Source organism: Streptomyces sp. CC0208 (assembly GCF_003443735.1).
Lineage (GTDB): Bacteria > Actinomycetota > Actinomycetes > Streptomycetales > Streptomycetaceae > Streptomyces > Streptomyces sviceus.
Map to the genome: position 1 here is coordinate 3,539,602 of NZ_CP031969.1, position 13,993 is coordinate 3,553,594.

14 protein-coding genes are annotated in these 13,993 nt (G+C 71.5%); 6 read left to right on the forward strand and 8 right to left on the reverse strand.

The features are described 5' to 3' along the window. Positions 1-31: 31 nt before the first annotated feature. From tsaE to D1369_RS15940, 6 genes are all read right to left on the reverse strand, one after another. On the reverse strand, positions 32-538 hold the full coding sequence (gene tsaE, locus D1369_RS15915; protein WP_007384114.1) for a tRNA (adenosine(37)-N6)-threonylcarbamoyltransferase complex ATPase subunit type 1 TsaE: 507 nt from the start codon (positions 536-538) through the stop codon (positions 32-34). Next, entirely contained in the window at positions 510-1,763 is a 1,254-nt protein-coding gene (locus D1369_RS15920) for an alpha/beta hydrolase (RefSeq protein WP_037901161.1), read from the reverse strand. The genes tsaE and D1369_RS15920 overlap by 29 nt, the downstream gene beginning before the upstream one ends. Before the next feature lie 72 nt (positions 1,764-1,835). Beyond that, positions 1,836-3,005 (reverse strand): alanine racemase, encoded by a 1,170-nt coding sequence (gene alr, locus D1369_RS15925; protein ID WP_007384112.1) that lies wholly within the window; start codon positions 3,003-3,005, stop codon positions 1,836-1,838. A gap of 92 nt (positions 3,006-3,097) precedes the next feature. After that, entirely contained in the window at positions 3,098-3,721 is a 624-nt protein-coding gene (locus D1369_RS15930) for a M23 family metallopeptidase (protein WP_007384111.1), read from the reverse strand. Between the two features lie 168 nt (positions 3,722-3,889). After that, complete coding sequence (locus tag D1369_RS15935; RefSeq protein ID WP_118082504.1) at positions 3,890-5,329, reverse strand: NAD(P)H-hydrate dehydratase; 1,440 nt, start codon at positions 5,327-5,329, stop codon at positions 3,890-3,892. 194 nt (positions 5,330-5,523) lie between these two features. Then, positions 5,524-5,895: a holo-ACP synthase gene (locus tag D1369_RS15940; RefSeq protein ID WP_020118562.1), complete on the reverse strand. Its 372-nt coding sequence runs from the start codon at positions 5,893-5,895 to the stop codon at positions 5,524-5,526. A 657-nt stretch (positions 5,896-6,552) separates the two neighbouring features. Between D1369_RS15940 and D1369_RS15945 the strand changes: the two genes are divergently transcribed. Next, positions 6,553-7,176 carry a histidine phosphatase family protein gene (locus tag D1369_RS15945; RefSeq protein ID WP_037903600.1) on the forward strand — a complete coding sequence of 208 codons (624 nt, stop codon included), beginning with the start codon at positions 6,553-6,555 and terminating at the stop codon, positions 7,174-7,176. 11 nt (positions 7,177-7,187) lie between these two features. Here D1369_RS15945 and D1369_RS15950 read toward each other — a convergent pair whose 3' ends face one another. Next, positions 7,188-7,601 carry an ATP-binding protein gene (locus tag D1369_RS15950; protein ID WP_007384107.1) on the reverse strand — a complete coding sequence of 138 codons (414 nt, stop codon included), beginning with the start codon at positions 7,599-7,601 and terminating at the stop codon, positions 7,188-7,190. 180 nt (positions 7,602-7,781) lie between these two features. Between D1369_RS15950 and D1369_RS15955 the strand changes: the two genes are divergently transcribed. The 5 genes from D1369_RS15955 to D1369_RS15975 all read left to right on the forward strand — a co-directional run bounded on the left by D1369_RS15955 (position 7,782) and on the right by D1369_RS15975 (position 12,027). Beyond that, on the forward strand, positions 7,782-8,618 hold the full coding sequence (locus D1369_RS15955; protein ID WP_007384106.1) for a helix-turn-helix transcriptional regulator: 837 nt from the start codon (positions 7,782-7,784) through the stop codon (positions 8,616-8,618). A gap of 8 nt (positions 8,619-8,626) precedes the next feature. After that, positions 8,627-8,812, forward strand: coding sequence for a DUF397 domain-containing protein (locus D1369_RS15960; RefSeq protein ID WP_037901159.1), 186 nt, complete (start codon positions 8,627-8,629; stop codon positions 8,810-8,812). Between the two features lie 198 nt (positions 8,813-9,010). Beyond that, entirely contained in the window at positions 9,011-9,199 is a 189-nt protein-coding gene (locus D1369_RS15965) for a DUF397 domain-containing protein (protein ID WP_007384104.1), read from the forward strand. 66 nt (positions 9,200-9,265) lie between these two features. Beyond that, positions 9,266-10,225 carry a hypothetical protein gene (locus tag D1369_RS15970; RefSeq protein WP_007384103.1) on the forward strand — a complete coding sequence of 320 codons (960 nt, stop codon included), beginning with the start codon at positions 9,266-9,268 and terminating at the stop codon, positions 10,223-10,225. 17 nt (positions 10,226-10,242) lie between these two features. Then, positions 10,243-12,027 (forward strand): insulinase family protein, encoded by a 1,785-nt coding sequence (locus D1369_RS15975; protein ID WP_007384102.1) that lies wholly within the window; start codon positions 10,243-10,245, stop codon positions 12,025-12,027. On the opposite strand, the gene glmS is transcribed toward D1369_RS15975, so the two are convergent. Continuing rightward, positions 12,014-13,861, reverse strand: coding sequence for a glutamine--fructose-6-phosphate transaminase (isomerizing) (glmS, locus tag D1369_RS15980; protein WP_007384101.1), 1,848 nt, complete (start codon positions 13,859-13,861; stop codon positions 12,014-12,016). The two genes, D1369_RS15975 and glmS, sit on opposite strands and share 14 nt — an antisense overlap. Positions 13,862-13,993 lie beyond the last annotated feature (132 nt).

A 13,993-nucleotide genomic window follows, 5' to 3' on the forward strand; every position in this document is an offset into this window, starting at 1 on the left:
TTGTCGGAACGTTCACAGGAACGCGCGCTGCTCAGGCGGTGAGCACCCCGAGATCCGCCGTCGCCCACCGCACCCCGACCGGAGTGAACGTCACGTGCCGCACCTCGTCGGTGGTGTCACCGACCGCGCGGTGGATCTGGACCTGGAGCCGGTCCTCGGTCAGTTCCTCGACCTTGCCCTCGCCCCACTCCACGACGATCACCGACTCCGGCAGCGACACGTCGAGATCGAGGTCCTCCATCTCGTCGAGCCCACCGCCCAGGCGGTACGCGTCCACGTGGACCAGCGGCGGCCCGTCCCCCAGGGACGGATGCACCCGGGCGATCACGAAGGTCGGCGAGGTCACGGCCCCCCGCACCCCGAGCCCCTCACCGAGTCCGCGGGTCAGTGTCGTCTTGCCCGCGCCGAGCTCCCCGCTGAGCATCACGAGGTCCCCGGCGCGCAGCAGCTTGGCGAGCTTCAGGCCCAGCTCGCGCATCTGCTCGGGGGAGGTGACGGTCAGCTCGGTCTCAACCGGGTTGCGCGGTACTGCTTCCATAACCGCCAACGGTAGCCCCTGCGGGCACCGCCCCCGCGCGGGTGAGCAGGTCGGCGAGGCGGTCGGTGACCACTTCCGGGTGTTCCAGCATGACCAGGTGCCCGGCGTCCGGAACCAGCACCAGCTCCGCCTCCGGCAGCAGGGAGGCGATCGCCTCGCTGTGCTCGCTGGGCGTGACCATGTCGCCCACGCCGGCCAGGACGAGCACCGGCTTGTCCGCGAAGTGGGCGAGGGCGGCGGTCTTGTCGTGGTTGTCGAACGCCGGGTAGTACTCGGCGACGACGTCGATCGGGGTGCCCTCGATCATCCGCTCGGCGAACCGGACGACGGCCGGGTCGACGTCCCGGGAGGCGAAGGAGTACCGCTTGATGATCCCGGCGAACAGGTCGGCGGTGGCCCGCCGCCCCTTCTCCACCAGGTCGGCCCGCTGCCCCAGCGCCTTGAGGACACCCGGCAGCACCCGCCGTACCGCGTTGACGCCCGCGACGGGCAGCCCGAAGTTGACCTCGCCCAGCCGCCCGGACGACGTGCCGACCAGGGCGACCGCTACCACCCGGTCACGGATCAGCTCGGGGTACCGGTCGGCCAGTGCCATGACGGTCATGCCGCCCATGGAGTGCCCGACGAGGACGATCGGTCCCTGCGGCACGGCCGCGTCGATGACGGCCTTCAGGTCCTGTCCGAGCTGGTCGATGTCGACCGGCACCCCGTCCTGCACCTGCCGCACACCCCGCCCGGACCGCCCGTGACTGCGCTGGTCCCAGTGCACGGTCCGTACGACACCCCTGAGCGCCGCGCGCTGGAAGTGCCAGGAGTCCTGGCTGAGGCAGTAGCCGTGGCTGAAGACGACGGTGACGGGCGCGGGGGCCTTGCGCCCGAACAGCCGGCGCCGGCGCGGCGACAGCGCGGGCGCGGCCTCCGGGTCGACGTCGTCGACCTCGTAGTACAGCTCGGTGCCGTCGTCGGCGTAGGCCTTGCCGGGGGTGCCGCGCAGGGAGCCGTACGGCCCGGTCGAGTCGAGGGCGAGCCGCGCCTTCTGTCGCATGCCACGCCCGACGGTGAGCCGCTCGATGGCCACGCCCGCCGCGGCTCCGGCGGCGACCACGCCTATCGCGGCGCCGGCGAAACCGGTCGCCCGGCGCCAGCCGGCGCCGGCCCCCGTCGCGGAGGCGAGGGCCATCGACGCGGCAGCGTCGACGACGGCCTCCGCACTGCTCTCGCTCACGTACCGCTCCTGTTCACTGGGTCGGGTGATACCGGTGTCGCACGACTGGCTGTTCTGACGCGCACTGTGCGGTTACCCCGCTTGTTCCTCGTTCACATAGACGCGGGGAACGCGCGTTCCGATGCGGGTCACGATTTCGTACGCGATGGTGCCCGCGGCCTGCGCCCAGTCCTCGGCGGTGGGCTCGCCCCGGTCGCCGGGGCCGAAGAGCACGGCCCGGGTGCCGGTGGGGGGCTCGTCGCCACCGAGGTCCACGACGAACTGGTCCATGGCGATCCGCCCGGCGACGGTGCGCCACTTGCCGTCGACCAGGACCGGTCCGGCCCCGGAGGCGTGGCGCGGGATGCCGTCCGCGTAGCCGACCGGCACGAGGCCGAGGGTCGTGTCGCCCGGGGTGACATAGCGGTGGCCGTAGCTGACGCCATGGCCGCCGGGGACCCGCTTGACCAGTGCGATCGACGCCGACAGCGTCATCACCGGGCGCAGTCCGAAGTCGCCGGGGACGCCGAGCTCGGGGCTGGGCGAGATGCCGTAGGTCGCGATGCCGGTGCGGACGAGGTCGAAGTGGCTCTCCGGAAGGGTGAGCGTGGCGGGCGAGTTGGCGATGTGCCGCACCTCGGGGCGCACGCCCCGGCCCTCGGCGTGCGCCAGCATCTCCCGGAAGAGGGTGAGCTGGGCGGTGATGGAGGGATGGCCGGGCTCGTCGGCGCAGGCGAAGTGCGACCAGAGCCCGGTGACGCGCAGGAGTCCTTCGGACTGTGCGCGCAGGGCCTCGGCGACCAGCTCGGCCCAGTCCTCGCCGGGCTGGCAGCCGTTACGCCCGAGGCCGGTGTCGGCCTTGAGCTGCACGCGCGCGGGGACACCTGCTTCGCGGGCCGCCGCGACGAGCTCCCGCAGCGCCCACATCCCGCTGACGGAGACGTCGAGGTCGGCCTCGATCGCCTCCCGCCAGGGGCCGCCGGGCGTCCACAGCCAGCACATGATCCGCCCCGGCAGCCCCGCCTTCCGCAGCGCCAGAGCCTCCTCCGGCGTGGCGGTGCCGAGCCATCGCGCGCCCGCCTCGACCGCGGCGCGGGCACAGGGCACCGCGCCGTGGCCGTAGGCGTCGGACTTGACCACGGCCATGAGGGCCGCGCCCGACGCGCGGGCGCGCAGGGCCCGCACATTGGCCCGCAGCGCGGCCAGGTCGATCTCGGCGCGGGCGCGCAGCGGTGCGGTCGGGGCGGTTGCTGTCTCGTTCATGGCGCCCCCAGTGTCTCAGAGGCGACCGACACCGCCGATGAGCACGTCCCGGAACGCACCCAGGACGCACCCACGCGCGCGTGACGCGTGGGTCACAGGCTCAGACCGTGCCGGGCCAGGTACTTCACCGGGTCGATGTCGGAGCCGTACGGGCGCCGGGCGCGCACCTCGAAGTGCAGGTGCGGGCCGGTGGCGCGCCCGGTGGCTCCGCTGCTCCCGATCCGGGTGCCGGCCTTGACCTTGGCGCCCCGCGCGACCGAGATGCGCGACAGGTGGGCGTAGACGACGTACCGGGAATCGCTCAGCTTGATCGTCACGGCTTTCCCGTACGCCCCCGACCAGCTGGCCAGGACGACCACGCCGGTGCTCACCGCGTAAACCGGGGTTCCCGTCGGCACCGCAAGATCCACTCCGGTGTGGTAACCGGCCAGCCAGTTTCCCCGCACCCCGTAGCGCATGGTCACCCTGGCCCGTTTCCGGATGGGGCGAGTCCACTTGGCCGGTGCGAGGGCGCGGTCGCTGACCTCGACATCCTCGGCGGCCGCCAGCAGCTCCTCGTATTCCTGGTCGTAGTCGCTGCCGCAGTTGCCGCCGGGCTCTTCCTCTAACGGTTCCGGGTGGTCCTCGCGGAAACCGAGAACGGGACTCCCCAGAACGACTGCCGCTCCTCCCAGCCATTCACGCCGGGTGGTGCCTCGTATATTTGGCTCATCCATGCGGCCAGCGAAACATCGCCCTTTCAGCTCCGCATATTCGGCCGACCGGTATTGGTCCCATCAGGTACTAGTTGGCGGCTACTCGTCCGTTTGCCGGTGTGCGACGGGGTGGGCGGTTGCCGGGGCGCGGCGGCGGGGGCATGTTTCGCCGCCACCGGCGGAAAGCCCTCACGCGTCCGTCACGTCCCGCCATGCCGACGGCACCGCCTCGGCCACGTCGTGCGCCCCCACCGGTGCCCCGTCCGCCGCGAACCGTCCGGCGAGACCGTGCAGGTACGCGGCCGTGCTGCCGGCGTCCAGGGCGCTCAGCCCCGAGGCCAGCAGGGACCCCGCGAGGCCGGACAGGACGTCCCCGCTGCCGGCGGTGGCCAGCCATGCCGTCCCGGTCGGGTTCACGCGTACGGCCCCGCCGCCCGCGTCGGCGACCAGCGTGGTCGACCCCTTGAGCAGCACGGTCGCCCCGTAGCGCCCGGCGAGTTCCCGCACCGAGGCCAGCCGGGCCCCCTCTACCTCCTCGCGCGGCACCCCGAGGAGCGCGGCGGCCTCTCCGGCATGCGGTGTCATGAGGGTCGGCGCGGTCCGCGCGCGTACGGCGTCCCGGTCGGCGAGCCGCAGCCCGTCCGCGTCGATGAGCACGGGCACGTCCGACGCCAGCACCTCCGCGACGGCCGAGGCGTCGCCCCCGGCCCCCGGTCCGACAACCCACGCCTGCACCCGCCCGGCCTGCTTCGGCCCCTGATCCGACACGAGCGTCTCGGGGAAGCGGGCGATCACGGCGTCCGCGGCGGGCCCGACGTACCGCACGGCCCCGGCGCCGCCCCGCAGCGCCCCGTACACGGCGAGCACGGCGGCCCCCGGATACCGCGCGGACCCGGCGGCGATCCCGACGACGCCTCGCCGGTACTTGTCGCTCTCGCCGCTCGGCACGGGCAACAGCTGTCGTACGTCGGCGTGTTGGAGGGCTTCCAGCTCCGGCTCGGCGGGCAGGACGGCCTTCAGCCCGATGTCGACGAGCCGCACCGAACCGGCGTACTCGCGCGCGGGATCGATCAGCAGCCCCGGCTTGTGCGTCCCGAAGGTGACGGTCAGGTCGGCCCGTACAGCCGCGCCGCGCACCTCCCCGGTGTCGGCGTCGACGCCGCTCGGCAGATCGACGGCGACGACGGCGGCCCGGGACCGTTCGGCCACCTCCGCCAGCCGGGCGGCGTCGGGCCGCAGCCCGCCCTTGCCGCCGATCCCCACGATCCCGTCGAGGAGCAGGTCGGCTTCCTCGATCAGCCGCTCGGCACCGTCGGTCCCGACGGCCCGCCCTCCGGCCCGCCGCAGCGCGGCCAGCCCCGCGGAGTGGGCGCGTTCGGGCGCGAGCAGCACGGCGGTGACACCGGCGCTCCGCCGCGCGAGGCGCGCCCCCGCGTAGAGGGCGTCCCCGCCGTTGTCCCCGCTCCCCACGAGCAGCACGACCCTGCGGCCGTACACCCGCCCCAGCAGGTCCGCGCAGGCGGCGGCCAGTCCGGCGGCCGCCCGCTGCATCAGCGCGCCCTCCGGAAGCCGTGCCATCAGCTCCCGCTCGGCGGCCCTGACCGTCTCCACGTTGTACGCAGTACGCATGGGTCCGAGTCTCCCCCGTCGGCGACGATCTCGGTCAGACCGGTTGACACTTTTCCGCCAGCCGCCATGGCAGCTCTCCTCGGCGTGTGGGGACCGACTCTGGCCTCGCCGCCGTACAGCCGGTTGCCCCGTTCGCCTGTCGCCCTACCAAGAGCCTTCCGGCACGGCGGTCCCTGCCGCCGCCGCGGTGGCCGTCACCCCTCCGCGATCACGACGGCGGACGCGATCCCGGCGTCATGGCTGAGCGACACATGCCAGGACCGCACCCCGAGCGCGGCAGCCCGCGCGGCGACGGTCCCGGTGACCCGCAACCGGGGCTGCCCGCTGTCCTCCACGAACACCTCGGCATCGGTCCAGTGCAGCCCGGCCGGCGCCCCGAGCGCCTTGGCCAGGGCCTCCTTCGCGGCGAACCGGGCGGCGAGCGAGGCGATCCCCCGCCGCTCCCCGCTGGGCAGCGTCAACTCACTGTCCAGGAACAACCGCCGCGCCATCCCCGGCGTACGCTCCAGCGACGCCGCGAACCGCTCGATCTCGGCGACGTCGATACCGACCCCGATGATGCTCATCCGGGCACTTTACGATCCTCCCGGCGCCCTCAGGGTCAGCCCTGCCCAGGCGTCATCACCGGAACCGTCGTCTCCACGGGATCGCCGGGCTGCCACGCACCCGAAGTCCACTCCGGCGTGGGGGTCGGCCGGGGTGGGGCGGGGGGAGGAGTCGGGCCGCGGTTGGGGTTCTGGGGGATGCTGCCGGATCCACCGCCCGAGCCGCCCGCAGTCGTACCGGAACCACCTGTACGAATCGATCCCCCGGACCCACCCTCCTGGGACGAGGAAGTCAGCGCCCGGCGCGTCGGCGCGGATGTCGGGCTTGCCGAGGGCGTGGGGGACGCGGAGGGGGATTCACTCGGGGACGGGGACGCCGAGGGCTTGGCCTTGAGGGCATGCGCAGTCGGGGACGCCGAACTCGTCGGCGAACCTTCCGCACCCTTCGAGTCGGTCGAGCATCCGCCCACGCACAGGACGGTCAGGACCGTGGCCAGCCCGAAGGCGACGACACCCAGTGGACGTGCCGGACGCACGGGACCCCCATGTTCAGAACCAAGAGCGAAGAGAGTTTTACGCCGTCTTTACGCAGCCCGCAAGATCCTTACATGATTGCGCAGGTCGAAGTGACCATGATCATGCCAGATGTCAAGGAGACCGCTCACCGTGGAGCTTGAGATGACCGGCACGGCCACCCGTTACCTCTATCTCGCCCGGCACGGCGAGGCGTTGCCGGACGAGAGCGGGCTGACCGAGGCCGGCCGGGAGCAGGCCGCACTGCTGGGCCGACGCCTCCAGGACATTCCCTTCACCGCCGTTCACCACGGCCCATTGCCCCGGGCGGCACAGACCGCCCGTCTGATCCACGATCAGTTGAAGAACGTCCCCCTGCGCGTCTCGGAGGTCGCGGGCGACTACGTGCCCTACTTCCCCCAAAAAGACGAACTCCCGCCCGAATCCGCGGACCTCTACCTCCGCTTCCTCGCCGACACCACCGACGACGAGCGGGAGCAGGGCGCGGCGCTGGCCCGCCAGGCACTCGACCTGTTCACCGGCCCGGTGCCCGGCGAGGAGGACCGACACGAACTGGTCGTCACCCACAATTTCCTCGTCGCCTGGCTGGTCCGGGATGCCATGTGCGCCCCGAAGTGGCGCTGGCTCGGCCTCAACCACGCCAACGCGGCGCTCACGGTCATCTGTTACGCGCCCGGTCGAGCGGCCTCCGTCCTCGTCTCCAACGACATGCGCCACCTGCCCACCGAGCTGCGCTGGACCGGCTTCCCTCCCGAGTCGCACATCTGACCCCGCACCGGTCAGGCCGCGGCCAGCTCGCACCACACGTACTTCCCCCGACTGCCGTGCCTGGCCAACGGCTGCCACCCCCACAGGTCGGCGCACGCCTTCACCAACGCCAGCCCCCTCCCCTCCTCCGCTTCCCGCAACAGGTCCAACTCCCCGGGCGGCTCTGGAGGTTCGGGGTCCGCGTCCCACGCCCCGATCCGCAGCACCCCGGCCGACCGGCGCACCCGCAGGGCGGCGGGGCCCTTCGTATGGCGTACGGCGTTCGAGACCAACTCCGCCGCAAGGAGCTCCGCGGTGTCCGTGAGGCGGATCAGGCCGTGCATCGTGAGGATGAGCCGGAGGGTGCGGCGGGCGACGGTGACGGCTCGGAGGTCGTTCGGGATGTACAGGGTGTACCCCCAGGCCGGGGGTTCGTTTTCGGGCATGGATATGGGTCAACTCCGTTCAGAAGGAGGGTGGTTGGAGGCGGTGGCGGTGCCGCAGTCGTCACAGCAGGACGGAGCGGTGCACTTCCGCAGAGTATGCGTTGCGTCACTGACGGTAGGGCTAACATGTGGACCGAAGCAAGCGGATCACGTGATCCGCCCCCGGACGAGGAGCACCCCATGGTCCTGAGGCGCGAACCCACCGCACGCCAGGTGCGACTGGGGACCGAACTGCGCAGACTTCGCGAGGCAGCAGGACTCACCGCTATCGAGGCCGCAGCGCTGCTCGGGGCGAATCGCGCCCAGATGAGCCACATCGAATCCGGGCTCGCGGGCGTGAGCGAGGAACGTTTGCGTCGCCTCGCGTCCCATTACGCGTGCGCGGACAAGGAGTTCATCGAAGCGTTGGCCGAGATGGCCACCGACCGGACCCGTGGCTGGTGGGAGGAGTACCGAGGCCTGCTGCCCACGTCCTTCCTGGACCTGTCCGAGCTGGAGCACCATGCCCGGTTCCAGCACCACGTTGCCATCCTGTACGTGCCGGGCCTGCTGCAGACAGAGGACTACGCCCGTGCCGTCTTCTCCGACAGGCTCCCCGAACTCACCCATGACGAGATGGAGTTGCGCATCCAGCACCGGAAGGCGCGCCAGCGGATCACCATCCCGTACACGGCGGTGATCCATGAGGCCGCACTTCGGATCAGGGTCAGCGACCGCACCGCCTCAAAGGCCCAACTCGCCCGACTCCTCGAGCTGTCCGAGGCGGACCACATCACCTTGCGTGCCATCCCCTTCGACCTGAACGGCTTCGCCAGAGCCTCAAGCACGATGACGTACGTGGGCGGCCCGCTGCCCAAGCTGGACACGGTGGTCCGGGACACGCCCCATGGCTCGATCTTTGTCGACGCCGAGGCCCAACTGCGCAGTTATCGGACGCGCTTCCATATGGTGGAAGCCGTATCACTCGCACCGGACCAGACCCGGGACTTCATCCAACGGCTGGCAAAGGAGCTGTGAGGGACACCATGGACAACTGGCGGAAGTCGTCCTACTCCGGCGGCGGCGACGGCAACGAATGCGTCGAGATCGCCACCCACCCCACCCACATATCCATCCGCGACTCCAAGACCCCCACCCGAGCCACCCTCACCCTCCCCACCCCCACCTTCACCACCTTCATCAACGCCCTGAAGAGCGCCCCCCATAACTAACCCGCGTAACCCACCGTGTAGCGACAAGGCCGTTCGGCGCCGCGCCCAGCGGCTGGGGGCAAGCGGACCTTCAGCGACTCCGAAAAACCAACTCGCCGCTTCTTGAACTCGCTCCCGTAAAACTCAAGCCCGCGTCACTCGAACCCGAACCATCGTGTGAGTCCGTCCACCAGCTGATGAAAGAGCTATGAGGCCCCCATGGACAGCTGGCGGAAGTCGTCCTACTCCGGCGGCGGCGACGGCAACAACTGCGTCGAGATCGCCACCCACCGCACCCACATATCCATCCGCGACTCCAAGACCCCCACCCGAGCCACCCTCACCCTCCCCACCCCCACCTTCACCACCTTCATCAACGCCCTCAAGAACACCCCCATAACCCAGTAACCCCGCGTAACCCCTCCTGCTAGCCTGCGCAGCACCGCGTATCGACCAGGCCAGGGGGACCGTCGTATGGGCGAAAGTACTGTCGGCGGGGGCACCCCCCTGGTGACCGACCCGTTCGACGCGGTGCCCGGACTCGCGCCGCTGCGCGCCGCCGCGTGGGACGGTGACTGGGCTGCCACGCGGGCGTTCTTCGAGGGGATCCCCGTCGCCGATGCCGAGGGCGTCTCCTTCGCGGCAGCGCTCCTCGCCGGGGTCGACCGGACCGAGTGGTACCTGGAGAAGGCGGCGAAAGCAGAGCCCGCCGACCCCCTCCCCCGCACCCTCCTCGCCGAGCGGTACATCCACCTCGGCTGGCGCGCCCGCGGCCGCGGTCTCGGCAAGGACGTCTCGCGGGACCAGGTCGAGTTGTTCCACGACTGGCTGCGCAAGGCGGAGTTGCTGCTGATCGAGGTGTGTGCGGAGCGGCCGGCGTACGTCCCGGCGTGGACCGCCCGGCTGGCGACCGCCCGCGGGCTGGTGCTGGGGCAGTCCGAGGCCCGGCGGCGTTACGACCGGCTGGCGGAGCACTACCCGCACCACGTCCTCGCGCAGTCACGGTTGCTTCAGCAGCTGTGCCCCAAGTGGGGCGGTTCGTGGGAGGCCGCGCACGGCTTCGCCCAGGAGTGCGCGAGTGCCGCGCCGGAGGGATCGCACGCCGGCGTCCTGGTCGCCGAGGCCCACGTGGAGCACTGCGCCGAGCTGGACGGTGCCCAGGCCAGGGAGTACCTGCGGGACGTGTCCGTCCGCGACGAACTGCGCCGCGCCGCCCGCGCGTCCGTCCTGCACCCCGACCACCGTCGCGACTGGCAGTGGACCGACAGCCACAGCACCTTCGCCCTGGCCTTCTCCCTGGGCGGCCATCTCGGCGACGCCGCCCGGCACTTCGCCGCCCTGGGCGACACGGTGTCCGAGTCCTTCTGGCGGAACGTGCCCGACTGGAAGACCCGGTTCACGGAGTACCGCTCCGCCGCGTCGGCGACGCTCTGAGGGAGACGACACCCGACATGACCACACACGAGCACCCGCCCGCCGCCCCGGAAGTCGACGCCCGCCCGCAACTCGACGCCCTCGTCCGCCACACCACCGTCGACGGCATCCCCACCCTCTTCGCCCCGCGCCCCGGCGAGATCACCGCCGGTCTCGCCTTCCGAGTGGGCCATGCCGACGAGACCCTGCCCACCGCCGGCATCACCCACCTCGTCGAACACCTCGCCCTGTTCCACCTGGGCCTGTCCGACCTGCACTACAACGGCGCCACCGCGAGCACGTACACCCTCTTCCACGTCACCGGCGACGAGACGGAGGTCGTCACGTACCTCAACAGCGTCTGCGCGGCCCTGCGCGACCTCCCGATGGACCGGCTGGAAACGGAGAAGGAGATCCTGCGCACGGAGGCGGGCAGCCGTGGGCAGGGGCCCATGTCCCAGATGCCGCTGTGGCGTTACGGCGCCCAGGGCTACGGCCTGTCCAGCTACGACGAACTCGGCACCCGGAGCCTGACGGCCGACCAGGTGCGCCACTGGGCCGAGACCCGCTTCACCAGGGACAACGCCGTACTGTTCCTCACCACGGACCACGTACCGGACGGCCTGGACCTCAACCTGCCCGCCGGCCGGCGCCTCCCCACCCCCGCCCCGACCAGCACGCTCCCCGTCACACCCGCCTACCTCCGCGGGGAGGACGGCCACCTCGTGTTCACCTCCGTCGTGCGCCGCTCCACCGCGGCCGCCGTGTTCGCCGAGGTGCTGGGCCGCGCCCTCTTCCAGGACCTGCGCCAGAAGGGCGGCTACTCCTACTCGGCGGAGGCCGACTACTCCTCGCGCGACGCCGACTTCGCCACGCTCACCGCGTACGCCGACGCGTTGCCGCAGAAGCAGGACGCGGCGGTCGGCGGCTTCGTCGACGCCTTCGCGCGGCTACGCGCGGGCCGGATCGAGCAGGCCGAACTGGAGTCCGCGCGCGGGAAGTTGCTCAAGCGCTACGACGTCCCCGACCTCGGCGCGGCCCTGCTGCCGTCGTACGCGCTCAGCCTGTTGACCGGCCACCGGATCCTGACTCCCGAGCAGCACAGGGACGAACTCAGGGCGGTCGGGATCGACGACCTGCGCGAGGTGGCCCGGGAGGCGTGGGACGGCGGGCTGCTCCAGGTCCCGGCCCGGGGCGCCGAGTGGGCGGGCCTCACCCCGGCCCCCCGCTTCTCGCCGTCCGGGGTCTCCGGCACCCTGCACCCGTCCCTGGAGGACGACGACGTCACGCTGATCATCGGAGAGACGGGTGTGACGCTGTCGACGCCGGGCGGCCTGGTCACCGTCCGGTACGACGCCTGCGCCGCGATGACCACCCGCCCCGACGGAGCCCGGTGCCTGACCGGCCTGGACGGCTTCCGGATAACCGTGGAGCCGACGCTGTTCGGGGACGTCACGGCCGAGCGGATCGCCGTACTGGACAAGGCCGTTCCCGCCGCCGCGGTCGTCCCCCTCCCGGGCCGCCCGGCGGAGGAGATCCCCCAGCCCCGGGAACGGACCGCCTCCGACGCGCGGACCCCGACCGGCGGCCGGAAGCGGTCCGGGGACCGCAAGCCGGCGGCCGGGCGTGTGACGGGCCACTTCGTCCTCGTGACCGCGCTGGCCACCCTCTGGCCCGTCCTCCTCGTCACCCTCGTCGTCAACGGGATCAAGGGCTCGGAACCGATGGGACTCGCCACGATCGCCGGATGCGCGCTGGAGTTCCTGCTGATCCGCTCCGCCCGCAACCTGTACCGGACCGGGCAGCCGACTACTCCACCGTGACCGACTTCGCCAGGTTCCGAGGCTGGTCCACCTCGTTCCCCCGGGCCGTGGCCAGCTCACAGGCGAACACCTGCAACGGCACGGTCGCCACCAGCGGCTGCAGCAGGGTCGGTGTGGCCGGAATCCGGATCAGGTGATCGGCGTACGGCACCACCGCCTCGTCCCCCTCCTCCGCGATGACGATCGTCCGCGCTCCCCGGGCCCGGATCTCCTGGATGTTGGACACGATCTTGTCGTGGATCACCGACCGCCCCCGGGGCGACGGCACGACCACGACCACGGGCAGGTCTTCCTCGATCAGTGCGATCGGCCCGTGCTTCAACTCCCCCGCCGCGAAGCCCTCGGCGTGCATGTAGGCGAGTTCCTTGAGCTTCAGCGCACCCTCCAGCGCCACCGGATACCCGACGTGCCGCCCGAGGAACAGCACGGTGTTCTTGTCGGCCAGCGACCGCGCCAGCTCCCGCACCGGCTCCATGGTCTCCAGCACCCGCTCGACCTCACCGGAGATGTGCGACAGGTCCCGGATGACGGCGGAGATCTCGTCGCCCCACTTGGTGCCCCGCACCTGCCCCAGGTACAGCGCCACCAGGTAACACGCCACGAGCTGGGTCAGGAACGCCTTCGTCGACGCCACGGCGACCTCGGGCCCGGCGTGCGTGTACAGCACCGCGTCCGACTCCCGGGGGATCGTCGAGCCGTTGGTGTTGCAGATCGCGAGCACCTTGGAACCCTGCTCGCGGGCGTGCCGCAGCGCCATGAGCGTGTCCATGGTCTCCCCGGACTGGGAGATGGCGATCACGAGGGAACGCGGTCCCAGGATCGGATCCCGGTAACGGAACTCGCTGGCCAGCTCCACCTCGCAGGGGATACGGGTCCAGTGCTCGATGGCGTACTTGGCGATCATCCCCGCGTGGAAGGCCGTACCGCAGGCGACGATGACGACCTTGTCCACCTCGCGCAGCTCGGCGGCGGAGATCCGGACCTCGTCCAGGGTCAGGGAGCCGACCGCGTCGATCCGGCCGAGCAGCGTGTCGGCGACCGCCTTCGGCTGCTCGGCGATCTCCTTGAGCATGAAGTAGTCGTAGCCGCCCTTCTCGGCGGCGGAGGCGTCCCAGTCGATGTGGAACGAGCGGACGTCGGCGGGGCGGCCGTCGAAACCGGTGACGGTCACCCCGTCCCTTCGCAGCTCCACGACCTGGTCCTGACCGAGCTCGATCGCGGAGCGGGTGTGGGCGATGAAGGCCGCCACGTCCGACGCCAGAAACGCCTCCCCCTCCCCCACGCCCACCACCAGCGGCGAGTTCCGCCGGGCGCCCACGACGACGTCCGGCTCGTCCGCGTGGACGGCCACCAGTGTGAACGCCCCCTCCAGGCGCCGGCACACCAGCCGCATGGCCTCCGCGAGGTCGGCGGTCGCGGAGAACTCCTCGGCGAGCAGATGCGCGACGACCTCGGTGTCCGTCTCGGAGGCCAGCTCGTGTCCCCGCTCCTCCAATTCGCCCCGCAGCGCGGCGAAGTTCTCGATGATCCCGTTGTGGACGACCGCGACCCGCCCCGCGTTGTCCAGATGGGGATGCGCGTTGGCGTCCGTCGGCCCACCGTGCGTGGCCCACCGCGTGTGCCCGATCCCGGTGAGCCCGGTCGGCAACGGCCGGTCCACCAGCTCCTTCTCCAGATTGACCAGCTTCCCGGCCTTCTTCGCCGCCGCCAGCCCACCGTCCGCCGCCACGGCGACACCGGCCGAGTCGTACCCCCGGTACTCCAGCCGCTTCAGCCCGGCCATCACGACATCGAGCGCCGACTGCGCCCCCACGTATCCCACGATTCCGCACATGCGCGGCAGCCTAGGGGGCGCGGGGCACCGGATCACGGCACTTCGTGCCCGGATTCGGATATTGCGGTACCGGCGAGAACGAGCCAACCCGTTCCGTCACTCCCCCATCACCTTCACCGGCCCATCACAGAA